Raw genomic sequence first — 22,702 nt, 5'->3', positions numbered from 1 at the left:
CGCCACCCCCGGTGCCCCTCACCCAACCCTCTCCCGGGGGGAGAGGGCTTCTGCCGCTTCCGCTTCGCTGCTCCGGGCGAAGCTGTCTGCGCCGCGGGGACGGGCCTCCCTCTAGCCCCCTCTCCCTCTGGGAGAGGACTGGGGTGAGGGTCCCGGCCTCCGCGAAGATGCCCCGCCTTTTTCGCCACCCCCGGTGACCCTCACCCAACCCTCTCCCGGGGGGAGAGGGATTTTGCCCCCTCGTCTTCACTGCTCCGGGCGAAGCTGTCTGCGCCGAGGGGTCGGGCCTGCTCCAGCCCCCTCTCCCTCTGGGAGAGGGTTGGGGTGAGGGTCCCGGCTTGCGTGAAGACGCCCCGTCTTTTTCGCCACCCCCGGTAACCCTCACCCCACCCTCTCCCGGGCGGAGAGGGCTTTGGGTGGATGACACTCTTGGCGGTTCGTGCCAGTGATGCGGCTGCACATGGCGGGAGCTTGGGATGGCCGAGGGGGGCGAGCGGGAAGAAGGCGCGGGCGCGAAGGATTATTGGCGGCGCAACGTGCGGCTGCTGGCCGGGCTGATGACGATGTGGTTCATCGTCTCCTTCGGCTTCGGGATCCTGCTGCGCGGCTGGCTCGATCAATTCTCGATCGCCGGCTACCCGCTCGGCTTCTGGTTCGCCCAGCAGGGTTCGATCTACGCCTTCATCATCCTCATCTTCATCTACGTGTTCCGGATGCGGGCGATCGAGCGCACGCACGATGTGGACGACTGACATGACGACGCAGGCGCTGATCTACCTGTTCGTCGCCGGTTCCTTCGCCCTCTATATCGGCATCGCCGTCTGGGCGCGGGCGGGATCCACGAAGGATTTCTACGTGGCCGGCGGCGGCGTCCACCCGGTGGTGAACGGCATGGCGACCGCGGCCGACTGGATGTCGGCGGCGAGCTTCCTGTCGATGGCGGGGTTGATCGCCTTCCTCGGCTATGACGGATCGGTTTACCTGATGGGCTGGACCGGCGGCTACGTGCTGCTGGCGCTGCTGCTGGCGCCCTACCTCCGGAAGTTCGGCCAGTTCACCGTCCCCGATTTCATCGGCGCGCGCTATTATTCCAACGCCGCCCGGGTGGTGGCGGTGATCTGCCTCATCTTCATCAGCTTCACCTATATCGCCGGGCAGATGCGCGGCGTCGGCATCGTCTTTTCCCGCTTCCTCGACGTGCCGATCGACATTGGCGTCATGGCCGGCATGGGAATCGTCTTCGTCTATGCGGTGATGGGCGGGATGAAGGGCATCACCTACACGCAGGTCGCCCAATATTGCGTGCTCATCTTCGCCTATCTGGTGCCGGCTTTCTTCATCAGCTTCATGATCACCGGAAACCCGATCCCCCAGCTCGGCCTCGGGTCGCAGGTGGCGGACGGTTCGGGCATGTACGTCCTCGAAAAGCTCGACGCGGTGCTGACCGATCTCGGCTTCAGCGCCTATACGGCGGGCAGCCGGTCGACCGTCGACGTGTTCGCGATCACGGCCGCGCTGATGATCGGGACGGCCGGGCTGCCGCACGTCATCGTGCGCTTCTTCACCGTGCCCAAGGCCTCCGACGCGCGGCTGTCCGCGGGCTGGGCCCTGGTCTTCATCGCGCTGCTCTATACGACCGCGCCCGCGGTGGGCGCGTTCGCCCGCCTCAACTTCGTCGAAAGCGTGCACGAGACGCCCTACGAAGCCGCGCCGCAATGGCTGCGCAACTGGGAGGCCAACGGTCTCATCGCCTTCGCCGACAAGACCGGCGACTGCGTGATGCACCTCGGCCCGGGCGAAGCCTTCGCCGGCCCGCCCGCCTTCCTTCCCGAGCGCGGCGCCTGCGGCGAGCGGCAGGTCTCCAACCCGGTCAATCCGGACACGCGCAGCGAAGTCTATATCGACCGCGACATCATGGTGCTCGCCAATCCGGAGATCGCGAACCTGCCGGGCTGGGTGATCGCTCTGGTGGCGGCGGGCGGCCTCGCAGCGGCGCTGTCGACGGCGGCCGGGCTGCTGCTCGTCATCTCCGCATCGATCAGCCACGATCTCCTCAAGAAGACCTTCCGGCCCGGCATCAGCGAGAAGCAGGAGCTGCTCGCCGCCCGACTGTCGGCGACCGCGGCGATCCTGGTCGCCGGCTATCTCGGCATCTATCCGCCCGGATGGGTGGCGGAGGTGGTGGCCTTCGCCTTCGGCCTCGCCGCCGCCTCGCTCTTCCCGGCGATCTTCATGGGCATCTTCACCAAGCGGATGAACAAGGAAGGCGCGATCGCCGGGATGGTCGCGGGCCTCGCCGCCACCTTCCTCTACATCGCCTGGTTCAAGCTGTGGAACCCGGCCGCGAACACTGCCGCGCACTGGTGGTTCGGCATCTCTCCCGAAGGGTTCGGCACGGTCGGCATGCTGGTCAACTTCGCGGTGGCGCTGACCGTCGCCCGCTTCACGGCCAAGCCGCCGGCGGAGATCGACGCGCTGGTGGAATCGATCCGGGTGCCGCGCGGCGCCGCGGCGGCCGTCAGCCACTGACGCGGCTTTCAGGCGGCGAGTTCGCGGCGGAGATCGGCGAGCGTGCGTTCGGTGTGGACCCGCGCGAGAGCGGCGAGCCCCTCCCCGTCGCCCGACCGCCAGGCCTCCAGCATCCGGCGATGCTCGTCGTTCGCGCGCGCGTCGCGGCCGAGCGGCTCCAGATGCATCCGCACATAACGTTCGGACAGGATGTGCAGCCGCTCCAGGATCGAGGCGGTCAACGGCCGGGCGGCCGGGCGGACGAGGGCGAGGTGGAAGGCGCGGTTGAGCGCGCCCACCGCCGGGCCGTGCGCCGCCACCGCCTGTTCGAGCCGGTCGAGCGCCTCGGCGGCGAAGCGGTGGTCCTCCGCGCCCGCCGCGCGCCCGCCTTCGGCCAGGGCGTCGGGCTCGAGCCGCAGGCGCAGCGAATAGACCTCCTCCATTTCCGCCAGCGTCATCGGCGGGACGAACCAGCCGCGATTGGCGCGCGAGCGCAGCAGCCCCTCCTGCTCCAGCCGCCCCAGCGCCTCGCGCAGCGGGATCTTGCTGACGCCGAGTTCGCCGGCCAGCGCGTCCTGACGGATCGGCCGGTCCGCCGGCACGTCGCCGGACAGGATGCGGTCGCGGACCAGCTCGACGAGCCGGTCGGACAAAGTGCGGACGACGAGGCTCATGTGACCGTGAAGCCCGCCCAGAACGGGTCGGCGCGGTCGACCCAGATGGTGTTGAAGCCGGTGGCGACCGCCGATCCGCGGATCGATGGGACGATGGCCGGCCGGCCGGCAAGCACGGTCTCCTCCTCGATCCGGCCGGTGAAGCGACTACCGATGTAGCTTTCGTGGACGAAGCTCTCGCCCGCCTTGAGCCGCCCCTGCGCGTAAAGGTGGGCGAGCCGCGCGGAGGTGCCGGTGCCGCACGGGCTGCGGTCGATCGCCCGCTCGCCGTAGAAGACGGCGTTGCGCCCGTCCGCCCCCTCCCCCTTCGGCGCGTCGGCCCAGAGTAAATGGCTGACGCCGCGGATGGCGGGATCCAGCGGGTGGACCGGCTCGACCTTCTCCCGCACCAGCGCGCGAACCGCGCGGCTGAGCTCGACGATCCGCGCCGCGCCGAGCGCGTCCAGCCCGGCATAGGGACCCTGCGGCTCGACGATGGCGTAGAAATTGCCGCCATAAGCGATGTCGATCCTGAGCGGGCCGAAGCCCGGCACCTCGATCTCCACCCCGCTTTCGGCAAGGTAGGAGGGGACGTTGCGGATGGTGACGGCGGTCACCTTCCCCCCCTCCGCCTCATAGGCGATGTCGATCAGGCCCGCCGGCACTTCGAGCCGCAGCCGGCCCGGCTCGCGCGGCACGATGAGGCCGTGCTCGATCGCGAAGGTCACGATTCCGATCGTGCCGTGGCCGCACATCGGCAGGCAGCCGCTGGTCTCGATGAAGAGGATACCCGCGTCCGCGTCGGGCCGGCTCGGGGGATAGAGGAAGCCGCCCGACATCATGTCGTGGCCGCGCGGCTCGAAGCACAGGCTGGTGCGGATCCAGTCGAAGCGGGCGAGGAAGTCCTGCCGCCGCTCGGCCATGGTCGCGCCCCTGAGCAGCGGCGCCCCGCCCGCCACCAGCCGCACCGGATTGCCGGCCGTATGCCCGTCGATGCAGAAGAAGCTGTGGCGCATCAGGCCGCCCGGGCGGCGGCGAGGCTCGGGCGGGTGCGCGCCGCTTTCTCCACCATCGCGATCACCTCGTCGCGGCGTGCGCCCCGGAGCGGCATCCGCGGCATGCGCACGCGTTCGGAGCCGCGACCCATCACCTGCTCGGCGAGCTTGATCGACTGGACGAGGTCGTGCTCGGCGTCGAGGTGGAGCAGGGGCATGAACCAGCGGTAGATCGCCCGCGCCGTGTCGAGATCGCCGCGCTCCACCGCCGCCACCAGCGCCACCGACTCGCGCGGAAAGGCGCTGGTCAGGCCCGACACCCAGCCGGTCGCCCCGAGCAGCAGCCCTTCGAGCGCGACGTCGTCCAGTCCGGCCATCAGCATGTAGCGGTCGCCATAGCGGTTGACGAGGTCGGTGAAGCGGCGCGGGTCGGGGGCGCTTTCCTTGATCGCGACCACGTTCGGCACGTCGGCCAGGGCGTCGAGCACGTCGAAGCCGATCGACACGCGGTAAGCGGGCGGGTTGTTGTAGAGCATGACCGGGAGCGGCGTCGCTTCGGCCACCCGCCTCAGATGGGCGGCAAGCTCGTGCGGCTGGGGGACGTAGACCATGGCCGGAAGCACCATCAGCGCGTCCATCCCGATCGCGGCCGCGTCCCTCGCATAGGCGACGGCGCGGTCGGTGGTGAATTCCGACACGCCGGTGACCAGCGGCACGCGACCGCCCACCGCCTCGACCGCGGCCTTCAGCACCGCCCTTTTCTCATCCGGCTCCAGCGAATTGTTCTCGCCGCAGGTGCCGAGCACGATCAACCCGTCCACGCCGTCGTCGACCAGGGCGCCGAGCACCTTCTGCGTGCCCGCGAGATCGACCGAGCCGTCTTCGGCGAACTGGGTCGTCGCCGCCGGATAGACGCCGTGCCACATCGGCCTTGCACCCACATTCATTCTCCCGTTGATTAAGATCGTATACTGTATAACCTGAGCCCGTGCCAAGGGAAGAGCAGGACGCATTGGTGATCGGCGGCGGCCTAGTCGGCCTGTGCTGCGCGATCGGGCTACAGCGGCGCGGCCTCGCCACCCTGCTGATCGATCCGCAGAGCACGGTCCGCCCCGCCTCCTGGGGCAATGCCGGCCATATCGCGGTGGAGCAGGTCGAGCCGCTCGCCTCCTGGCCGGTGATCCTGAACGTCTGGCGGCACCTGTTCCTGCGCGGCGGCCCGGTCGCGCTGCCGCCGCGGGAGATCGGCGCCTGGCTGCCCTTCGCCCTGCGCTTCGCCGGCGCCGCGCGGCGCTTCGCGCCCGGCAAGGCGGCGCTTTCCAGCCTCGTCGCGGGCGCCCTCCCCGCCTGGCGCGCCTTGCTAGCGGAGGCGGGGGCGCCGGACCTGCTGGTCGAGAACGGCCATATGCTGGTTTGGGAAAGCGAAGCGGCCGCACGCAAGGGCCGGGCCGCCTGGGCGAAGGCCGACACCGGCGAAGTGCGCTTCCGCGACGCCTCGCCGGAAGAGCTCGCTCTGCTTCCCGTACCGCTGGCCGGCGGCCTCCGCTTCCAAGGCACCGCCCAGATCGCCGACCCGACCGGTCTTGACGACGCGCTCGACGCGCATTTCGCGGCGCTTGGCGGCCGCCGCCTGCGCGGGAGCGCCGACGCGCTGGAGCTGGAGGACGGCCGCGCCTTCGTCCGGGCGGGAGGCACGCGCTTCGCCGCGGCGCATGTGCTGGTCGCGGCCGGCACCGGCGCGCGGCCGCTGCTCGAGCGGATCGGCCACAAGGTGCCGCTGATCGCCGAACGCGGCTATCACATCCAGGCCGAAGCGGACTGGCCGGAGGGGCTGCCGCCGGTCGTGTTCGAGGAAAGGTCGATGATCGTCACGAGCTTCCGATCGGGCCTGCGCGCCGCGGGCTTCGTCGAGTTCGCCCGGCCCGAGGCGCCGCCCGATCCGCGCAAGTGGCGGCGCCTCAGGGCGCACGCCGCCGCGCTCCGCCTCCCCTTCCGCGTCGAGCCGAAGCAATGGACCGGCGCCCGGCCGACCCTGCCCGACTATCTTCCCGCCCTCGGCCGCAGCCGCAGGGCCTCCAACCTGTTCTACGCCTTCGGGCACCAGCATCTCGGCCTCACCCTCTCGGCGGTGACGGGGCGCCACATGGCGGCCCTGGTCGCCGGCGAAGCGCCGGAGATCGACCTTTCCCCCTTCGACATCGAACGTTTCGGGAGGCGCTTGTGATCGGCGGATCTTCGGCGGCGGCGGAACTCGCCGCTTTGGCACCCTGGCCCAACCCGGCGCCGCCGATCGCCTCGGACGAGCGCGCCGCCCGCATCGAGCGCGCCCGCGCTCTGATGGCGGAGGCCGGCGCCGACGCGCTGCTGATCGGCGCCGGGGCCAGCCTCCTTTATTTCGCCGGCATCTCCTGGGGCGCGAGCGAGCGGCTGGTGGCGATGCTGCTGCCCCGCCGCGGCACGCCGGTCCTCATCTGCCCCGCCTTCGAGCAAGGCAGCCTGGAGGCCGAACTGGCGATCGAGACCGATCTGCGGCTGTGGGAAGAGGATGAAAGCCCGGCCGAACTCGTCGCCGCCGCGCTGCGCGAAACCGGCGCGCGGCGGCTCGCCGTCGATCCGGCGCTGGCCTTCTTTCAGGCCGAGCGCATCCGCCGCGCCGCGCCTTCGGCCGATCTGGTCGACGCCGCTCCGATCGTCGACGGCTGCCGCGCGCTGAAATCCGGCGCCGAGCTCGCGCTGATGCGCCAGGCCAAGGCGATGACCCTGGAGGTCCAGCGCCGCGCCGCCCGCATCCTGCGCCCCGGCATCCGCGCCAGCGAGGTGCGCCGCTTCATCGACGAGGCGCACCGCGCGCTCGGCGCGGCGGGGAGCAGCTTCTGCATCGTCCAGTTCGGCCGATCGACCGCCTTCCCCCACGGCCTGCCCGGCGACGACCGCCTGGCGGAAGGCGACATGGTGCTGATCGACACCGGCTGCGCGGTCCAAGGCTACAACAGCGACATCACCCGCTCCTACGTGTTCGGAGAGGCGGACGCCGAGCAGCGCCAGATCTGGGATGTCGAACAGGCGGCGCAACAGGCGGCGTTCGACGCGGTGCGCCCGGGCGTCCCATGCGAAGCGATCGACGCCGCCGCCCGCGCCGTGCTGGAGCGCGCCGGCCTCGGTCCCGGATACCGGCTGCCGGGCCTTCCCCACCGCACCGGTCACGGCATCGGCCTGTCCATCCACGAGGCGCCCTATCTGGTGCGCGGCGACCGGACGCCGCTCGCGCCCGGAATGTGCTTCTCCAACGAACCGATGATCGTCGTTCCGGACCGGTTCGGCATTCGGCTGGAGGACCATTTCCACGTCACCGAAGAGGGCGCCGCCTGGTTCACCCGCCCCTCCCCTTCCATCGACGATCCGTTCGGAGACCCAGCATGATCCGCCTCCTCCTCTGCGCCGCCGCGCTCGCGCTGCCACTCGCCGCGCCCGCTTTCGCCCAGCCGCCCGCGCCCGCGGAAAGCGCGGCCGATGCGCGGCTGCGGGCGCTCTACGAAGCCGAATGGGCGTGGCGGCGGGGCGAGTTCGGACGGCTCGGCGACCATGGTCCCGGCGCGCTGGCCGACCGCTGGCCCCGGGTCGATCCCGCCGCCTGGCAGGCGCGGCTCGCTTATTGGGACCGCGCGCTCGCCGAACTCGACACGATCCCGCTCGACGCGCTGTCGCCGGAGCAGCGCATCAACGCCGCCGTTTTCCGCACCATGATCGAGGAGCTGGCCGGCGACGTCCGCCGCCGCGCCTACGAAGCGCCGTTCAATTCGGACAGCTTCTTCTGGACCTATCTCGCCCCGCGCTCCGGCTTCGCCGACGCTGAGGAGTATCGCCGCTATATCGGCCGGCTGCGCGACCTGCCCCGCTATTTCCGCGAGCATATGGCGAACATGCGCAGCGGGCTGGACCGCGGCTTCAGCATCCCCCGCGTGACCCTTACCGGACGCGACGCGACGATGGAGCCGTTCCTGCCCGCCGACGAGACCAACCCGCTCTACGCCCCGTTCGCGGCGATGCCGGCGGCGATCCCGGCGGCCGAGCAGGAACGGCTGCGTGCCGAGGGGCTGGCGGCGATCCGCGAGGCGGCGGCGCCCGCTTATGCCGAGCTGCTCACCATGTTCCGCACCGAATATATGCCCCGCGCCCGCGCCACCACCGCCGCGCGCGATCTTCCGGACGGCGAGGCCTTCTACCAGGGAGAGATCGCGAAGTTCACGACGCTCGACATCACGCCGCGCGAAATCCACGACATCGGCCTGCGCGAAGTCGCCCGCGTCCGCGCGGAGATGGAGGAGACGAAGCGCCGCGCCGGCTTCGACGGCAGCCTCGCCGAATTCATCGCCTTCCTGCGCACCGATCCGCAATTCTACGCCAGGACCCCGCGCGAGCTGCTCGCGACGGCGGCCTACGTGGTGAAGAAAGCGGACGGGAAGCTCGGCGAGACGATTGGCACGCTGCCGCGCTACCGCCACGGCATCGTCGCCGTGCCGGCCGAGCTGGCGCCGATCTATACGAGCGGGCGCGGCGGGCTCCAAAACTGCATGTTCAATACCCACAACCTTCCCTCGCGGCCGCTCTATACCCTGCCCGCTCTGGCGCTGCACGAATGCACGCCCGGCCACAGCTTCCAGGCCGCGCTCGCGCTGGAGGGGCCGGACCGCCCCGCCTTTCGCCAGCAGACCTACTTCTCCGGCTATGGCGAGGGCTGGGGCCTCTATGTCGAATGGCTCGGCATCGAGATGGGCATCTACGAGACGCCCTATGAGGATTTTGGCCGCCTGACCTACGAGATGTGGCGGGCGGCGCGGCTGGTGATCGACACCGGCCTCCACGCCTATGGCTGGAGCCGCGACCAGGCGCTCGACTATCTGCGCGAGAACACGGCCTTGTCCGAGCTGGAGATCGTGAACGAGATCGACCGCTACATCTCCTGGCCGGGCCAGGCGACCGCCTACAAGCTCGGCGAGCTCACCATCCGCCGCCTGCGCGCCGAGGCGGAGGCGGCGCTCGGCCCCCGCTTCGACAAGCGCAAGTTCCACGACGTGGTGCTGGCGCTCGGATCGGTGCCGCTGACGACGCTGGAGGAACGCATCGCCAGGTTCATCGCCGACGGCGGCGAAACCGGCTGAGGCCGCAGCGCCGCGCGAGCGTTAACGGAAAAGAGTGAATCGGGCGGTAACCACCTAAAGCATGGCTTTTCCGGCGCGCCTTCCCCGGCTATCGGCGCTCGCCGCGGCGTCCGGAGCGGCTGGAACCGGATCGCCGCCGCCTCGTCCTTATCGGCAGGCATGCGGCGGGGCGGGGTCCCGCGCCTTCATGGAGTTGGTGTGATGCGGAAGGCTGTGTTGGTTTCCCTTCTTTCGATCGGCCTCATCGCCGCGGTGCAGCCGCCGGCCGGCGAGGAGCTGTACCGGGAGGGCGTCGCGGCGCGCCACGCCGGCGATCACCGCCGCGCGGTCGCGCTGCTGCGTCAGCTGGTCGACGCCGAGCCCGGCAATGCCGACGCGCAGCTTCAGCTCGGCCTCGCGCTGATGGCCGAGGGCCGGCTGGACGAGGCCGAGGCGGCGCTGCGCCGCACGCTCGCCATCGCGCCCGATTATGCCGATGCCCGCGCGGCGCTCGCGCGTCTGGAGGCGCAGCGGCGCTCCACGCCGCAGCCGCATCGCTGGGAACTCGATCTCGACGCCAGCTACAGCGCGCTGGAGGGCGGCCGGCCGGACTGGCGCGAGGGCGCGGTGCAACTGCGCCACCATGTCGATCCCCGCACCACCATCGGCGGCACGCTGGAGGCGAGCCGCCGCTTCGGGCTGCGCGACGTCTATGGCGAGCTGCGGATCGACCATCGCCTTGCGGACGGCGCGAGTTTCTATCTGAGCGCGGGCGGCACGCCCGACGCCGATTTCCGCCCGGAATGGCAGCTGGGCGCGGGCGGCGCGGTGCGGGTGGCGGAAGGGCCGGCGGCGACGGTGCTGACGCTCGACGCCCGCCAGGCCCGCTTCCGCGCGGGCGACATCCAGACGGTGTCGCCGGGCGTCGAGCAATATGTGGCGGGCGGCCGCGCCTGGATCACGGCGCGCTGGATCAACATCTTCGACGAGGCCGGGCGGCACCGCTCCGGCTGGCTGGCGCGCGGCGACCTGATGGCGAACGACCGGCTGCGCCTGTTCGCCGGCCTCGCCGATGCGCCCGACGTCAGCGAGGGCGTGGTGACGGACACGTTCACGATCTTCGGCGGCGCCGCGGTCGATCTCGACGCGCGCACCACGCTGCGCTTGTCGGTCGCGCGCGAGGACCGGGTGGGCGGCGGCGACCGGACGCAGTTCGGCATCGGCATGGGCGTGCGCTTTTGAGCGCTCTCGCCACCCTCTGGTTCGTCTCGCTCTCCATCGCCGGGGCGGCGCTGCTGATCATGTTCGGCCTGCTGATCGGCCGGCTGGTCCTCGGCATCACCGGCCGCGCGCGCGAGGCGGAGCGGCGCCGGCTGGTGCCGCTGCTGCTCGGCGCGCGCCAGGGCGAGCTCGACCGGCGGGTGCCGGGCGAGTTGCTCGCCCAATTGTCGCTGGAGCTCATCCACCTCGTGCGCGGCAGCGACCGCGAGCGCTTCGTCTCCACCGCGACGCGGATGGGCGTCCCGGCGCGGCTGCGGCATCATCTGGGCAGCGGCTCGCCCCGCGTCCGGCTGGCGGCGGCCGAGGCCCTGTCCGAATTCGCCGACGAGCGGTCGACGGAGCGGCTGCGGGCGGCGCTCGACGATCGAAGCCCGGACGTGCGGCTAAGCGCCGCGCTGGCGCTGGCGTCGGCCGGCAAGGCCCCGCCCGCCCGCGAACTGGTCGATCGCCTGCGCATCGGCACCGAGGAGAATTCGCTGCTCACCGTCTCGCTGTTCCGCGAGATCGCCAAGGCGCGCCCCGAGGAGGTGAAGGCGCTGATCCTCGACGAGACGGTGCCCGCCGGCGCCAAGGCCGCCGCCATCGAGTCGCTGTCGGCATCGGGCGACTATGCGCTTGTCCCGGTGATCGCCACGCTGGCGGCGACCGCCGAGGCCGCCGATCCGGCGCTGCCGCGCTATCTGGCGGCGCTCGGCGCCTTCGGACATCCGGCGGCGCAGCCGGCGGTGAAGCGCGGGCTCGCCAGCCCGGAATGGGAGGTGCGCGCCGCCGCCGCGGAGGCGGCCGGGCGGATCGGCCTCCAGGACCTCGCGCCCTGGCTGAAGGAGATGCTGGGCGACGATCAATGGTGGGTGCGCTTCCGCGCCGCCGAGGCGCTGGCGCGGCTCGGCCCGGACTGCGCGCGCCTGCTGCGCGAAGCGGCCGAGCAAGGCGCCGAGCCCGCCCGCAGCGCCGGCATCCTGACCCTGCTCGAGCGGGGGCTGGCATGATCGACTGGCCGGGATGGGCGCTGTGGTCGGCGCAATGGATCGCGATCCTGGTGATCGGCACCGGGCTGCTCCAGACCCTGTTCTACATCGTCCAGCTGGTCTTCGCCGGCTTCGCGCTCGGCCGGCGGCCGCCGATCGACCGCGCCTCGCTCCTCTGGCGCCGCTATGCGGACGAAGCGCCCGGCATGGCCGTGCTCGCCCCCGCCTTCAACGAGGAGGTGACCATCGTCGAAAGCGTCAACTCGCTGCTGGCGCTCCATTATCCCGATTTCGAAGTGATCGTGATCAACGACGGATCGAAGGACGGGACGCTGGAGCGGGTGGTGAGCCATTTCGGCCTGTCGCGCGTGCACCGCTATCACGACCATGCCGTGCGCCATCAGCCGATCCGCGGCATCTACGCCAGCCCGCGCCTTCCGCGCCTGCTGGTCGTGGACAAGGAGAATGGCGGCAAATCGGATGCGCTAAACGCCGGCATCAACGTCGCGCGGGCGCCGCTGTTCGTGTCGATCGACGCCGATTCCCTGCTGGAGCCGGACGCTTTGCTGCGCGCCGTGCGTCCCTTCGTCGAGGAACCGCGCAAGACGCTGGCGGTCGGCGGCACGATCCGCATCGCCAACGGCAGCCGGATCGAGGCCGGGCACGTCACCGACATCAAGCTGCCGCGCAACTTCCTCGCGCTGGTCCAGATCGTCGAATATCTGCGCGCCTTCCTGATGGCGCGGCTGGCGCTCGGCGCGATGCAGGCGCTGACCGTCATCTCGGGCGCGTTCGGCGTCTTCCAGCGGCGGGCGGTGGTCGAGGTCGGCGGCTACAGCCACGGCACGGTCGGCGAGGACATGGAGCTGGTGATCAAGCTCCACCGCCTCTACCGCGAGCGGGGCGAGCCCTACCGCATCGACTTCATCCCCGAACCGGTCTGCTGGACCGAAGTGCCGGAGGATCTCACCATCCTCGGCCGGCAGCGCGCCCGCTGGCAACGCGGCGCGCTGGAAACCTTCTTCAAGCATAAGGACATGCTGTTCAATCCGCGCTACGGCCGGGTCGGCTTCCTGGGCTTCGGCCACATCCTGCTGGTCGACGTGCTGGGGCCGCTGGTGGAGGTGCTGGGCTATGTGCTGGTGCCTTTGCTCTGGGCGCTGGGCCTGCTGTCGTTCGACTATCTGCTCGCCTTCCTCGCCGTCACCTTCACCTTCGGCATCTTCGTCAGCGTCGCGACGCTCATCCTGGAGGAGGTGCAGCTGCGCCGCTTTCCCAAGGCGCGCGACCTCGCCATCCTGACCGCGGTGTCGGTGGCGGAGAATTTCGGCTATCGCCAGGTCGCCAACCTCTGGCGCATCCGCGGCTGGTGGCAGTTCCTGCGCAAGCAGCAGGGTTGGGGACAGATGTCGCGTAAAGGCTTCGCCCGGTCATGACGAAGCGGCCCAGACGCACCGCCGCCGAAGGCGCCGTCCCCGCCTTCCCGTTGCGGGCGATGCTGCTCGGCATCGCCGCGATGGTGCTGATCGCGATCGCATCGGCCAGCACCGCCTGGGTGGTGGGGCAGCGGGTGCGGGCCATCACCGAGACCCAGCTCGCCGTCCAGACCGGCGCCGAGCAGCTGCAGTGGCAGAGCGAGTTGCTCGAACTGTCGGCAGCCGCCGCGATCGCCACCGGGGACGAGGCCCATGCGCTCCGCTACGGCGCGGTCCAGCCGGAGCTGCGCCGCACCCTGGAGGAGCTGGAGCGCGCCATTCAGCTTCCCGAGAACCGCGCCGCCATCGCCGCCGTGGCGCGGGCCGAGCGCGAGATATCGGACCTCGAATATCGCGCGCTCGACCTTGCCGTGACCGACCGTCGGGACGAGGCGCGGGCCATGCTACAGAGCGCCCGCTACCGCGAGCTGGTTCGCGCCTATCGCGGCGGGCTGGTCGAAATCCAGGAACGGTCCCTGCGCCACGTTCGGGAACTGCGCCAGGACACCGACCGCTGGCTGCGGCTGGACGTGGGCGTCAATCTGGCGGGCCTCCTCCTCATCGCGCTGGCCTGGCTCGTGATCGTGCGCCCGGCGCGCAACTGGGCCGGCCAGCTCGCCGACGCCCGTCGCCGGGCCGAGCGGGCCACGCGGGCGAAGAGCGACTTCCTCGCCGTCATGAGCCACGAAATCCGGACGCCGCTCAACAGCGTCATCGGCTTCGCCGACCTCCTCCTCACCGACCCGGACGTCCGCGGCAAGCAGCGGCGGCAGGTGGAGCTGATCCAGGGCGCGGGCACGATGCTGCTGACGGTGGTGAACGACCTGCTCGATTTCTCGAAGATCGAGGCGGGGCGGATCGAGCTCTCCCCCGAACCCTTCGCGATCGAGACTTTGGTCGACAACAGCGTCTCGATCGTCCGCGACAGCGCTCAGGCCAAGGGGCTGGAGATGCGGGTGAGCGTCGACCCCTGCCTGTCGCCTTATTTCCTGGGCGACGAGAACCGCATCCGCCAGGTGCTGCTCAACCTCCTCAACAACGCGGTGAAGTTCACCGCCGAGGGCATGGTCTCGCTCCACGTGCGGCGGGAAGCGGAGGAAAGCGGGCGCGAGCGCATCCGCTTCACCGTCACCGATACGGGCTCCGGCATCGACGCGACGCGCCAGCGCCGGCTGTTCCGCCCCTTCGTCCAGGCCGACGCTTCGATCACCCGCCGCTATGGCGGCACCGGCCTGGGCCTCAGCATCTCGAAGCGGCTGGTCGAGCTGATGGGCGGCGAGATCGATTTCCTGAGCCAGGAGGGCGAGGGCTCCTCCTTCTGGTTCACCCTCGCTTTGCCCCGCGCCGACAAGCCGGCGCTCGCCGCCGATGCCGCGGAGGCGGCGGCGGTGCGCGGCGCGCGCATCCTGGTGGCGGAGGACCTGCCGATGAACCAGGAACTCGCCAAGGCGATGCTCGGCCGCGCCGGCCACGAGGTCGAGATCGCCGCCGACGGCGAGGCGGCGGTGGAGGCGGTGCGGCGTTCCCGCTTCGACCTCGTCCTGATGGACATACAGATGCCGCGCATGGACGGGATCACCGCCACGCGCCTGATCCGCCAATTGCCCGGGGAGGCGGGGCAGGTGCCGATCGTCGCCATGACCGCCAACGTGCTGCCGCGGCAGGTCGCCGAATTCCTGGCCGCCGGGATGAACGGCCATGTCGCGAAGCCCGTGCGGCAGCGCGAGCTGCACGCCGCCGTCGCCGCCGCCTTGCCCGGCCGCCGCGCCGCGCCGGCGCCCGAAGCGGCCGCGCCCGAAGAGGAGTTCGACGCGGCGACGTTCGAGGACGTGCGGCAGATCATCCCGCCGGAGCGGCTCGCGCAGCATCTCGCCCAGCTGGAGACGGAGGCGGAAGCGATCGCCGAGGCGTCGGGCGGCGGCCCGGACGTGGAGGCGCGCGCCCATAAGATCGTGTCGCAGGCCGGGATGCTGGGCCTCGTCCGCCTTTCGCGCCGGGCGCGGGCGCTGGAGGATGCCTGCCGCGACGGCGGCGACCGGGACGGAGCGCTGGCGGCGTTCCGCGAGGCGGCGGGCGACGTGCGCAGATATGCGCGGCCGCTGCTCTAGGGAGAAAGGCCGGATGTGGAGGGTTGACGCAAGGTGAGCATCCTATGTCGCGTGGGGGGGCATGAGCCGAGCCCCGAACAGGTGTGCAATGCCGGGCGCTGCTTCAGCCGCTGCCGGCGGTGCGGCGCGGAGCTGATGGAGGAAGACGGCAAGTGGAAGCCGATCCCGCCCGGCTACCGCATCGTCTGGCGGGACAAGGAGGGCGCGCCCGCGCCTGCCCCCACCCTGGCGCCGACCGCGCCCGCGCCTTCGCCCAGCCCGCCCCCCGCGCCCGAGCCGCCGAGCCTGCCGCCCGCCCGCGAAATCCCGGCCGAGCCGGAAGGCCCCGTGCGCCAGATCATGGTGTGCGACGACGATCCCCTGCTCGCCGATCTGCTCACCCACAAATTGTCCGGGCGCGGCTACCGCGTCACCGTGGCGGAGGACGGCGCCGAAGCGCTCGCCAAGATCGCCGCCGATCCGCCGGACGCGATCCTGCTCGACGCGATGATGCCGATGATGGACGGCTATGAAGTGCTGCGCCGCATCCGCGAGGATCCGCGGCTCGCGTCCGTGCCGGTGGTGATGCTGACGGCGCGCAAGCAGGAGCAGGACATCGTCCGCGCATTGAGCCTGGGCGCCGACGACTTCGTGGTGAAGCCCTTCATCCCCGAAGAGCTCCTCTCCCGCCTCGCCCGGCTGATCGAGCGCCGCTAGAGCGCGGCGAAGTCGATCGGGGAGTGCCGGTCGAGGCGGCGGCTGGCGTCCGGCATCGGATATTTGAGGCCGGTGGCGCAGTTGAACAGCAGCGCCCGGTCGTCGCGCGAGACCAGCCCCTTCTCCAGCGCCAGCCGCCAGGCGGCCAGCGTCGCGCCGCCTTCGGGGCAGAGCAGGAAGCCGTCGTCGCGCGCGGCATCGTCCACCGCCTCGCGGATCGCATCGTCCGGAACGGCCATCGCGAAGCCGCCCGATTCCCGCACCGCCCGAAGGATCAGGAAATCGCCGACCGCCTTGGGTACGCGGATGCCGGCGGCGATGGTGTGGGCGTCCTCCCAGCGCTCGGCATGTTCGGCGCCTTCTTCCCACGCCTTGACGATCGGCGCGCAGCCTTCGGCCTGCACCGCCACCATGCGCGGCCGTTCCGGACCGATGAGGCCGAGCGCCTCCAGCTCCGCGAACGCCTTCCACATGCCGATCAGGCCGGTGCCGCCGCCGGTCGGATAGAAGATCACGTCCGGCACCTGCCAGCCGAGCTGTTCGGCGAGCTCCAGGCCCATCGTCTTCTTGCCCTCGATCCGGTAGGGCTCCTTCAGCGTCGACATGTCGAACCACAGCCCCTGGGCGGCGCCCTCCCCGACGATCTTCCCGCAATCGTCGATGAGGCCGTTCACCCGCCACACGCGGCCGCCCTGGGCGGCGATCTCGCGGACGTTCACCTCCGGCGTGTCTTCGGGGCACAGGACGATGCTCTCCATCCCCGCGCGGCTCGCATAAGCGGCGAGCGCGGCGCCGGCATTGCCGTTGGTCGGCATGGCGATGCGGGTGACGCCCAGCTCCTTCGCCATCGAAACCGCCATGGCGATGCCGCGCGCCTTGAACGATCCGGTCGGCAGCCGCCCTTCGTCCTTCACCAGCAGCGATGCCGCCGCGTGACGCTGGCCGGTGCGGGCGAGCGAGACGATCGGAGTCGCCGCCTCGCCCAGGCTGACGATATGCTCCGCGCGGCGCACCGGCAGCAGCTCGCGCCAGCGCCAGAGATCGTGCGGCCGCCCGGCCAGCGCGTCGCGGCCGAGCGCCGCCCGCGCCCCGGCAAGGTCGTAGCGCACGAGCAGCGGCCGCCCGGCGCGCGACAGGCCCTGCAGCCGATCCGCCTCGTAGCGATCGCCGGTCATCGAACATTCGAGATGGGTGACGAAGGTCGGCCGTTCGGCCGTGAGATTGCCGTTCCAGATCATCCGCCCGCGCTAGCGGAGCGTCGGCCGCCGAACTAGGGGGAACCGTCGCCGCTTTGCCTCGCTTGATCCCCGCAAGGAGAAACGCATGACCCGTACCGTCGCCGTGTTCGTCGGCAGCCTCAGAAAAGCCTCGCTCAACCGCCGCACCGCCGAGGCGCTGGCGCGGATGGCGCCGGAGAATCTCAGGCTGGAGATCGTCGAGATCGGCGATCTCCCCCACTATAACGAGGATCTGGAGCGCGATCCCCCCGCGGCCTGGACGCGCTTCCGCGACGAGGTGCGGGACAAGCAGGCGCTGCTGTTCGTCACGCCCGAATATAACCGCTCGCTGCCGTCCGCGCTCAAGAACGCGATCGACGTCGGCTCCCGCCCCTACGGCAAGGGCGTCTTCTCCGGGAAACCGGGGGCGGTGATCACCGTCTCCCCCGGCCAATATGGCGGCTTCGGCGCGAACCATCATCTGCGCCAGTCGATGGTGTTCTTGGACGTGCCGATGATGCAGCAGCCGGAAGCCTATCTCGCCAAGGCGGGAGGCATCTTCGCCGAGGACGGATCGCTGCGGGACGAGGGGGCGAAGGACTTGCTGCGCCGCTTCATCGACGGTTTCGCCGCCTGGGTGGAGCGCCTGGCGCGCTGAGCGGATCGGAACCGGCCGCCGCGCGGGGCCGTTGCCCCTTTCGACCATGAAGGCCGACCACCCCAAGGCGAAGCGCGGCGCGCCCGAGCCGCGCAGCGCGACCGAAGTCGCGCGCCGCGTGCTGCGCGAGGCGCTGACCGACCGGACGATGCTGTCGGCGGGCGGTCTCGCCTTCTTCGCGATGTTCGCGATCCTGCCGGGCCTTGCCGCCGCCGGCGCGATCTACGCCTTCTTCGCCAGCGCCGAGGCCATCGACCGGCAGATCGGCGCGTTCGACGACGTCCTGCCGGAGGGCACGGCCGCGCTGTTGAGCGAGTTCCTGACCAGCGTCCCGGGCGGGCTCGGCCTCGGCGCCGGTCTGGTCGTCAATCTCCTGATCGTCTTTTGGACCGTGCAGCGCTCCGCCTCGGGCATCATCACCGCGCTCAACATCACCCACGACGTGGAGGAGGAGCGCGGACGCATCGGCCGCGAAGGCGTGGCGCTGGGCCTGGCCGCCGCCAGCCTCGTCTTCCTGTTCGCCTCGCTCTTCCTGCTCGCGGTGCTGCCGCTGCTCGAGGGCGGTCTCGCGGACGCCTTCATGTGGCTGCGCTGGCCGCTGCTGGCCTTGCTCTTCTTCCTCTATCTCGGCTTCATCTACCGCTGCGCGCCGGCCGAGCCGCCGCGGCGCTTCGGCTGGATCAGCATCGGGGCGGGCGTCGCCTTGCTTCTCTGGCTCGCCGCTTCGGCCCTGTTCACCTTCTATGTCGCCGGCTTCGGCGGGTTCGGCACCTTCTACGGGTCGGCGGCCGCGCCGATGGTGCTGATGATGTGGCTGTTCCTCACCTCGCTCGTCATCCTGGTCGGCGCCGAGATCAACGAGCAGCTCATCGAGGCGCATGACGGCGCCCCGAAAACGGGCCTGAAGCGGAAGGTGGACGAGGCCTGAGAAGCGTCTAGCGCGACAGCGGGCCGAACAGGCGCTGGCCGGGCGCGCGGCGGGGCGGCGCCTTGCGGCTGACGGCGATGGCGAGCTCCAGCGTGGCGGGATGGAGCGGCGCCTCGAATTCGAAGCCCGCGCGCGCACCTTCGATCCACACGACCCGGCTCTTGGTCGGCTCCAGCCCGGTGAGCTTCAGCCAGACCAGGCCGCCCACCTCCAGCGCCAGGTCGGTTTCGGCCATGAAGCCGGTTTCCGAAAGGTTCAGCACCTCCGCATCGCCCAGCCGCGCCCCCGGTTCGCGCAGGCTCGCCGCCAGGTTCACGATCCGCCGTTCGGCCCTGCGGCCGTCCGACGCCGGCAGGATCGCCAACTGTCCTTTTCTCATGCGAAGCTCCCGCTGGCCCGCTCTCCCTTTCCTCCTCCCGCGCTAAGAATTGGTAAATACGGGCTTTTCGGTAAATCCGGGGGCGATGCGGCGGCGATCGGTAGAGGATCGAAACGGCCGCGCGCGCGTTCTTCACACCAACCTAGATTTGTATCCCGGAGTATCCCTTGAAAAAATCCCTTCTCCTCGCGTCGGTCGCGGCCGCGCTGGCGCTCGCCGGCTGTGGCGGCGGCGGCGTCGAAGGCCCCGGCGCGGAAGCCGCCGCCTCGGTCCGCCCCGACCGGGTGGACCCGCAGGAACTGCGCTCGGCCGTCACCGACGAGCGCGTCAGGCGCTTCTACGAAGCCCGCAACTGGGAGGCGGCCTGGACCCGCCCGGCGGCGCGCGAGCTGCTGACGGCGCTGCAGGAGGCGCCGCGCCACGGGCTCGACGCCGTGCCCTTCCTGCAGGAGACGGACGGCGCCGAAAGCCCGACGGCGCGGGAGGCGGCGCTGACGCTCGCCGCCGTCGCTTATGCCGAGGCGCTCGCGACCGGCGTCGCCCGGCCCGACGAGGTCAACGAGATCTACACCCTGCCCAAGCCCGACGCCGATGTCGTCGCGGGCCTGGCGCAGGCGATCGAGGCCGGGCAGGTCGGCCAGTGGATCGCCGGCCTGCCGCCGCAGGACGCCGAATATCGCCAGCTGTCCGAGGCCTATCTGCGCTACCGCCAGCTCGCCGCCGAGGGGCCGCAGACGCAGGTGTCGGACGAAGGCGGCACGATCCGCGCCGGCGACCGCGACCCGCGTGTCCCCGCCATTGCCGAGGCGCTGCGCGCCAACGGCTATCTCGTCGAGGGCGCGGCGAACGGCCGCGAGCAGCCGAAGCAGAAGCAGCAACAGCAGGCCCAGCCGGCGCAGGACGCGCAGCTCTATACCGAGCGCATGGCCGAGGCGGTGGCCCGGCTCCAGGCCGATTACGGGATCGAGGAGGACGGCGTCGTCGGCCCGACCACGCTTCAGGCGCTGAACACCGGCCCGGCCGACCGCGCCCGCATCCTCGCCATCAACCTGGAACGCCGCCGCTGGCTGGACCGGAACCCGCCCGCGACCCGGGTCGACGTCAACATCCCCGCCGCCTTCATGGACTATTATCATGACGGGCAGCCCGTCCATCAGGCCAAGGTGATGGTCGGCACCGCGGAGACGGTGACCCCTTTGCTCGGATCGCCGATCTTCCAGCTGGTCGCGAACCCGACCTGGACGGTGCCCAAATCGATCGCCGAGCGCGACATCCTGCCCAAGGGCGATTCCTACCTCGCCAGCAACAACATGACGATCAACAGCGACGGCTGGATCGTGCAGGCGTCGGGCCCGCGCAACGCGCTCGGCCAGGTCAAGTTCGACATGAAGAACGACCATGCCATCTTCCTGCACGACACGCCGTCCAAGTCGCTGTTCGCGCAGAGCCAGCGCCAGCTCAGCAACGGCTGCGTGCGGGTCGAGGACGCGGTCGGCTTCGCGCGGATGCTCGCCTCGCAGCACGGCCGCTCGGCCGAGTTCGAGCGGGCGCTGTCGAGCGGGCGCGAAAGCTTCGTGCGCCTGCCCGAGGAGATCATGGTGCGCATGCTTTACCACACCGCCTATCTCGACCGGTCCGGCAACATCGTGTTCCGCACCGATCCCTATGGCTGGGACGAGGATCTGGCGCAGAAGCTGGGCGTCGACGCGCGTACGCAGCGGCGGCTGAGGACGCCGGCGACGATCGAACTCGGCCCCTGATCCCGGCCGTCCTGCGGCTGGTCGGGCGCCCGCCACGGCATGGCGGAACCGGGGTGCAAGGACGGTCCGGAACCGGAACGTCCCCCCTCCCCCGGCCGTTGATTCGGCAGGGGAAGCGGAGCGCCGCTCCCCGACCGTTTTTCGCAGCAGGAGAGGCATGATGAGAGACAGAGATTACGGCTATGGCCGCGGCGGATCGGGTTCGCGCTGGCGCGAGGATTCGATCTTCTCCGACGACGACCGCGGCCGCGAGCGCGGCTATCGCGGCGGCGGATATCGCGGCGGCGGCGACTATCGGAGCGGCGGACGCGACGACGACGATCGCGGCTTCTTCGAGCGCGCGGGCGACGAAGTCCGCTCCTGGTTCGGCGACGACGATGCCGAGCGCCGGCGCGAGCGGGACGCCCGCCGCGACGAGGCGCGCGAGGGCTTCGGCGGCGACCATTATTCCCGCATGGGCAGCTCCGGCTATGGCGGCGGCGGCGACTATGGCGGCCGTGGCGGATCGAGCGGCCGGCGCGACGACTATGGAAGCGGTTCCCGTTCCTATGGCGGCGGGCGCGGGCGCAGCGACATGGACCGCGGCTCCGGCGGATATGGCCTGGGCGGCGGCGGCTATTCGGGCGCGCGCAGCTTCGGCGGCAGCCAGAGCGGCTATGGCGAGAACCGCAACGTCGGCGGGCGCCAGAGCGACGCCGCCTATGGCGGGTCGAGCGGCGGCCGGACGTCCGACTGGGACGACAATTACCGCCGCTGGCGCGACCAGCAGATCGAGCAGCTCGACCGCGAATATGACGAATATTGCCGCCACCGGCAGCAGAAGTTCGAGAGCGATTTCGACACGTGGCGCAGCTCGCGCGGCGGCCAGTCGAGCGAAGGCACGGGATCGGGCGGCGGCATGACCGGCGCAAACGCCGGCCGCGCGGAAGCCGGCGCGACCAGCACCGGCGGCGGCACCGCTTCGGCGACCGAGTCGAGCACCGGCACCAGCAACACGGCCGGGACGCAATCGAGCACGCGCAGCCGCAGCCGCACGAGCTGAGGCGCGCTTACCCAGGAGATGGCGGGCGGCCGCGCCGGCAGGCGCGCCCCTGCCCCTCCTTCAACCCCAACCAAGGAGAGACACATGCCGGACTATGGCAGATATGACGACGATTTGACCCGCGATCGCTCCGGGCGCAGCCGCGACCGCGACAGCATCTTCGGATCGGGCCGCGACGCCCGCGGCCGCGACGATCATGACCGCGCCTATCGCGACAACCAGCCGGGCGGCTGGATCGGATCGGGCGCGACGTCGGACTACGACCGGATCGAACGCGACCGCTACCGGAGCCGCGGCTCCGGCCGCGACGGCGGCGGCTTCGTGAGCCGCGACCGCGATCGCGGCGCGCAGGGCTGGCGATCGAGCCGCGACGGCGACTGGAGCACGGACCGGCGCGGCGGCGGCGAACGCTTCGAGCGCGACCGGGGCTATGGCCGCGACGACTATAACGACGACCTGCCGCACAACGAGACGAGCCGCCTCATCGCCTCCAACAAGGTCGAAGGCACGCCCGTCTACAACCGGCGCGGCGACCGGCTGGGCACGATCTACAACTTCATGGTCGACAAGTTCAGCGGCAAGGTCGAATATGCGGTGATGACCTATGGCGGGTTCCTCGGGATCGGCCAGCGTTATTATCCGCTCCCGTGGCGCATGCTCGATTACGACACGCGCGAGGGCGGCTATGTCGTCGACATGAGCGAGCGCGACCTTGAGGACGCGCCGAGCTTCGGCCGCGGCGACGAACCGCGCTTCAACCGCGACTACGGCCGCCACGTCCACAGCTGGTACGGGCTGCAATATTGATGCCCGGGCGGGGGGGGGGATAGGGGCGAAGAACAACACACCCCCCCCTCGAAGGGGGGGGGGTTGCAGGAAAAGAAAACAAAACCCCC

Annotated in this window: 20 protein-coding genes; 15 read left to right on the top strand and 5 right to left on the bottom strand. The window is 70.9% G+C overall.

Annotated features, from left to right (window positions below; genetic code table 11):
* Positions 1–476: 476 nt before the first annotated feature.
* Positions 477–752, top strand: coding sequence for a DUF4212 domain-containing protein (locus tag ACK4K7_RS15845; RefSeq protein WP_431867460.1), 276 nt, complete (start codon positions 477–479; stop codon positions 750–752).
* A complete protein-coding gene (locus tag ACK4K7_RS15840) occupies positions 739–2,529 on the top strand; it encodes a sodium:solute symporter family protein (RefSeq protein WP_431867459.1) in 1,791 nt (596 codons plus the stop codon). Before ACK4K7_RS15845 ends, ACK4K7_RS15840 begins: the two co-directional genes overlap by 14 nt.
* Positions 2,530–2,537: 8 nt before the next feature.
* Here the strand turns inward: ACK4K7_RS15840 and ACK4K7_RS15835 are convergent, their stop codons facing one another.
* From ACK4K7_RS15835 to ACK4K7_RS15825, 3 genes are read right to left on the bottom strand one after another with little or no spacing between them, the layout of a single operon-like run.
* Positions 2,538–3,182 carry a GntR family transcriptional regulator gene (locus ACK4K7_RS15835; RefSeq protein ID WP_431867458.1) on the bottom strand — a complete coding sequence of 215 codons (645 nt, stop codon included), beginning with the start codon at positions 3,180–3,182 and terminating at the stop codon, positions 2,538–2,540.
* The gene (locus tag ACK4K7_RS15830; protein WP_431867457.1) at positions 3,179–4,177 is read right to left on the bottom strand and encodes a 4-hydroxyproline epimerase; all 999 of its coding nucleotides are present in this window, start codon (positions 4,175–4,177) and stop codon (positions 3,179–3,181) included. The genes ACK4K7_RS15835 and ACK4K7_RS15830 overlap by 4 nt, the downstream gene beginning before the upstream one ends.
* The gene (locus ACK4K7_RS15825) at positions 4,177–5,082 is read right to left on the bottom strand and encodes a dihydrodipicolinate synthase family protein (protein ID WP_431867461.1); all 906 of its coding nucleotides are present in this window, start codon (positions 5,080–5,082) and stop codon (positions 4,177–4,179) included. Before ACK4K7_RS15825 ends, ACK4K7_RS15830 begins: the two co-directional genes overlap by 1 nt.
* 62 nt (positions 5,083–5,144) lie before the next feature.
* On the opposite strand from ACK4K7_RS15825, the gene ACK4K7_RS15820 reads away from it, so the two are divergent.
* The 8 genes from ACK4K7_RS15820 (at position 5,145) to ACK4K7_RS15785 (ending at position 15,822) form a co-directional block, all read left to right on the top strand.
* Complete coding sequence (locus ACK4K7_RS15820) at positions 5,145–6,380, top strand: NAD(P)/FAD-dependent oxidoreductase (protein ID WP_431867456.1); 1,236 nt, start codon at positions 5,145–5,147, stop codon at positions 6,378–6,380.
* Positions 6,377–7,576, top strand: coding sequence for a M24 family metallopeptidase (locus tag ACK4K7_RS15815; RefSeq protein WP_431867455.1), 1,200 nt, complete (start codon positions 6,377–6,379; stop codon positions 7,574–7,576). Before ACK4K7_RS15820 ends, ACK4K7_RS15815 begins: the two co-directional genes overlap by 4 nt.
* On the top strand, positions 7,573–9,315 hold the full coding sequence (locus tag ACK4K7_RS15810; protein WP_431867454.1) for a DUF885 domain-containing protein: 1,743 nt from the start codon (positions 7,573–7,575) through the stop codon (positions 9,313–9,315). The genes ACK4K7_RS15815 and ACK4K7_RS15810 overlap by 4 nt, the downstream gene beginning before the upstream one ends.
* A 201-nt stretch (positions 9,316–9,516) precedes the next feature.
* On the top strand, positions 9,517–10,536 hold the full coding sequence (locus tag ACK4K7_RS15805) for a YaiO family outer membrane beta-barrel protein (RefSeq protein ID WP_431867453.1): 1,020 nt from the start codon (positions 9,517–9,519) through the stop codon (positions 10,534–10,536).
* Entirely contained in the window at positions 10,533–11,564 is a 1,032-nt protein-coding gene (locus tag ACK4K7_RS15800; RefSeq protein WP_431867452.1) for a HEAT repeat domain-containing protein, read from the top strand. The genes ACK4K7_RS15805 and ACK4K7_RS15800 overlap by 4 nt, the downstream gene beginning before the upstream one ends.
* Positions 11,561–12,979 carry a glycosyltransferase family 2 protein gene (locus ACK4K7_RS15795; protein ID WP_431867451.1) on the top strand — a complete coding sequence of 473 codons (1,419 nt, stop codon included), beginning with the start codon at positions 11,561–11,563 and terminating at the stop codon, positions 12,977–12,979. The genes ACK4K7_RS15800 and ACK4K7_RS15795 overlap by 4 nt, the downstream gene beginning before the upstream one ends.
* Complete coding sequence (locus ACK4K7_RS15790; protein ID WP_431867450.1) at positions 12,976–15,126, top strand: ATP-binding protein; 2,151 nt, start codon at positions 12,976–12,978, stop codon at positions 15,124–15,126. Before ACK4K7_RS15795 ends, ACK4K7_RS15790 begins: the two co-directional genes overlap by 4 nt.
* Before the next feature lie 51 nt (positions 15,127–15,177).
* Positions 15,178–15,822: a response regulator transcription factor gene (locus ACK4K7_RS15785; RefSeq protein WP_431867448.1), complete on the top strand. Its 645-nt coding sequence runs from the start codon at positions 15,178–15,180 to the stop codon at positions 15,820–15,822.
* Here the strand turns inward: ACK4K7_RS15785 and ACK4K7_RS15780 are convergent.
* A complete protein-coding gene (locus tag ACK4K7_RS15780; RefSeq protein WP_431867447.1) occupies positions 15,819–17,060 on the bottom strand; it encodes a threonine synthase in 1,242 nt (413 codons plus the stop codon). The two genes, ACK4K7_RS15785 and ACK4K7_RS15780, sit on opposite strands and share 4 nt — an antisense overlap.
* 85 nt (positions 17,061–17,145) lie before the next feature.
* On the opposite strand from ACK4K7_RS15780, the gene ACK4K7_RS15775 reads away from it, so the two are divergent.
* Entirely contained in the window at positions 17,146–17,697 is a 552-nt protein-coding gene (locus ACK4K7_RS15775) for an NADPH-dependent FMN reductase (RefSeq protein ID WP_431867446.1), read from the top strand.
* A gap of 46 nt (positions 17,698–17,743) precedes the next feature.
* Positions 17,744–18,625: a YihY/virulence factor BrkB family protein gene (locus tag ACK4K7_RS15770; RefSeq protein ID WP_431867444.1), complete on the top strand. Its 882-nt coding sequence runs from the start codon at positions 17,744–17,746 to the stop codon at positions 18,623–18,625.
* Positions 18,626–18,632: 7 nt separating this feature from the next.
* Here ACK4K7_RS15770 and ACK4K7_RS15765 read toward each other — a convergent pair whose 3' ends face one another.
* Positions 18,633–19,004 carry a PilZ domain-containing protein gene (locus tag ACK4K7_RS15765; RefSeq protein ID WP_431867443.1) on the bottom strand — a complete coding sequence of 124 codons (372 nt, stop codon included), beginning with the start codon at positions 19,002–19,004 and terminating at the stop codon, positions 18,633–18,635.
* 167 nt (positions 19,005–19,171) lie between these two features.
* Here ACK4K7_RS15765 and ACK4K7_RS15760 point away from each other — a divergent pair, with 167 nt between their 5' ends.
* The 3 genes from ACK4K7_RS15760 to ACK4K7_RS15750 all read left to right on the top strand — a co-directional run bounded on the left by ACK4K7_RS15760 (position 19,172) and on the right by ACK4K7_RS15750 (position 22,613).
* Positions 19,172–20,764 (top strand): L,D-transpeptidase family protein, encoded by a 1,593-nt coding sequence (locus ACK4K7_RS15760; protein WP_431867442.1) that lies wholly within the window; start codon positions 19,172–19,174, stop codon positions 20,762–20,764.
* Between the two features lie 157 nt (positions 20,765–20,921).
* Entirely contained in the window at positions 20,922–21,806 is an 885-nt protein-coding gene (locus ACK4K7_RS15755; RefSeq protein ID WP_431867441.1) for an SWFGD domain-containing protein, read from the top strand.
* A gap of 84 nt (positions 21,807–21,890) precedes the next feature.
* Complete coding sequence (locus ACK4K7_RS15750; RefSeq protein ID WP_431867440.1) at positions 21,891–22,613, top strand: PRC-barrel domain-containing protein; 723 nt, start codon at positions 21,891–21,893, stop codon at positions 22,611–22,613.
* Positions 22,614–22,702: the final 89 nt, after the last annotated feature.

Origin of the sequence: Allosphingosinicella sp. (assembly GCF_046295735.1) — a bacterium.
Taxonomy (GTDB): Bacteria; Pseudomonadota; Alphaproteobacteria; order Sphingomonadales; family Sphingomonadaceae; genus Allosphingosinicella.
Note: the sequence above shows the minus strand (reverse complement) of the source record. Positions and strands in the feature narration are given on the sequence as shown.

Bases quoted from the DNA above. Each gene is read 5' to 3' on its own strand.
- ACK4K7_RS15830 (WP_431867457.1), bottom strand. From the start codon at position 4,177: ATGCGCCACAGCTTCTTCTGCATCGACGGGCATACGGCCGGCAATCCG.
- ACK4K7_RS15775 (WP_431867446.1), top strand. From the start codon at position 17,146: ATGACCCGTACCGTCGCCGTGTTCGTCGGCAGCCTCAGAAAAGCCTCG.
- ACK4K7_RS15845 (WP_431867460.1), top strand. From the start codon at position 477: ATGGCCGAGGGGGGCGAGCGGGAAGAAGGCGCGGGCGCGAAGGATTAT.
- ACK4K7_RS15750 (WP_431867440.1), top strand. From the start codon at position 21,891: ATGCCGGACTATGGCAGATATGACGACGATTTGACCCGCGATCGCTCC.
- ACK4K7_RS15790 (WP_431867450.1), top strand. From the start codon at position 12,976: ATGACGAAGCGGCCCAGACGCACCGCCGCCGAAGGCGCCGTCCCCGCC.
- ACK4K7_RS15805 (WP_431867453.1), top strand. From the start codon at position 9,517: ATGCGGAAGGCTGTGTTGGTTTCCCTTCTTTCGATCGGCCTCATCGCC.
- ACK4K7_RS15795 (WP_431867451.1), top strand. From the start codon at position 11,561: ATGATCGACTGGCCGGGATGGGCGCTGTGGTCGGCGCAATGGATCGCG.
- ACK4K7_RS15825 (WP_431867461.1), bottom strand. From the start codon at position 5,082: ATGTGGCACGGCGTCTATCCGGCGGCGACGACCCAGTTCGCCGAAGAC.
- ACK4K7_RS15840 (WP_431867459.1), top strand. From the start codon at position 739: ATGTGGACGACTGACATGACGACGCAGGCGCTGATCTACCTGTTCGTC.
- ACK4K7_RS15810 (WP_431867454.1), top strand. From the start codon at position 7,573: ATGATCCGCCTCCTCCTCTGCGCCGCCGCGCTCGCGCTGCCACTCGCC.
- ACK4K7_RS15765 (WP_431867443.1), bottom strand. From the start codon at position 19,004: ATGAGAAAAGGACAGTTGGCGATCCTGCCGGCGTCGGACGGCCGCAGG.
- ACK4K7_RS15755 (WP_431867441.1), top strand. From the start codon at position 20,922: ATGATGAGAGACAGAGATTACGGCTATGGCCGCGGCGGATCGGGTTCG.
- ACK4K7_RS15835 (WP_431867458.1), bottom strand. From the start codon at position 3,182: ATGAGCCTCGTCGTCCGCACTTTGTCCGACCGGCTCGTCGAGCTGGTC.
- ACK4K7_RS15770 (WP_431867444.1), top strand. From the start codon at position 17,744: ATGAAGGCCGACCACCCCAAGGCGAAGCGCGGCGCGCCCGAGCCGCGC.
- ACK4K7_RS15780 (WP_431867447.1), bottom strand. From the start codon at position 17,060: ATGATCTGGAACGGCAATCTCACGGCCGAACGGCCGACCTTCGTCACC.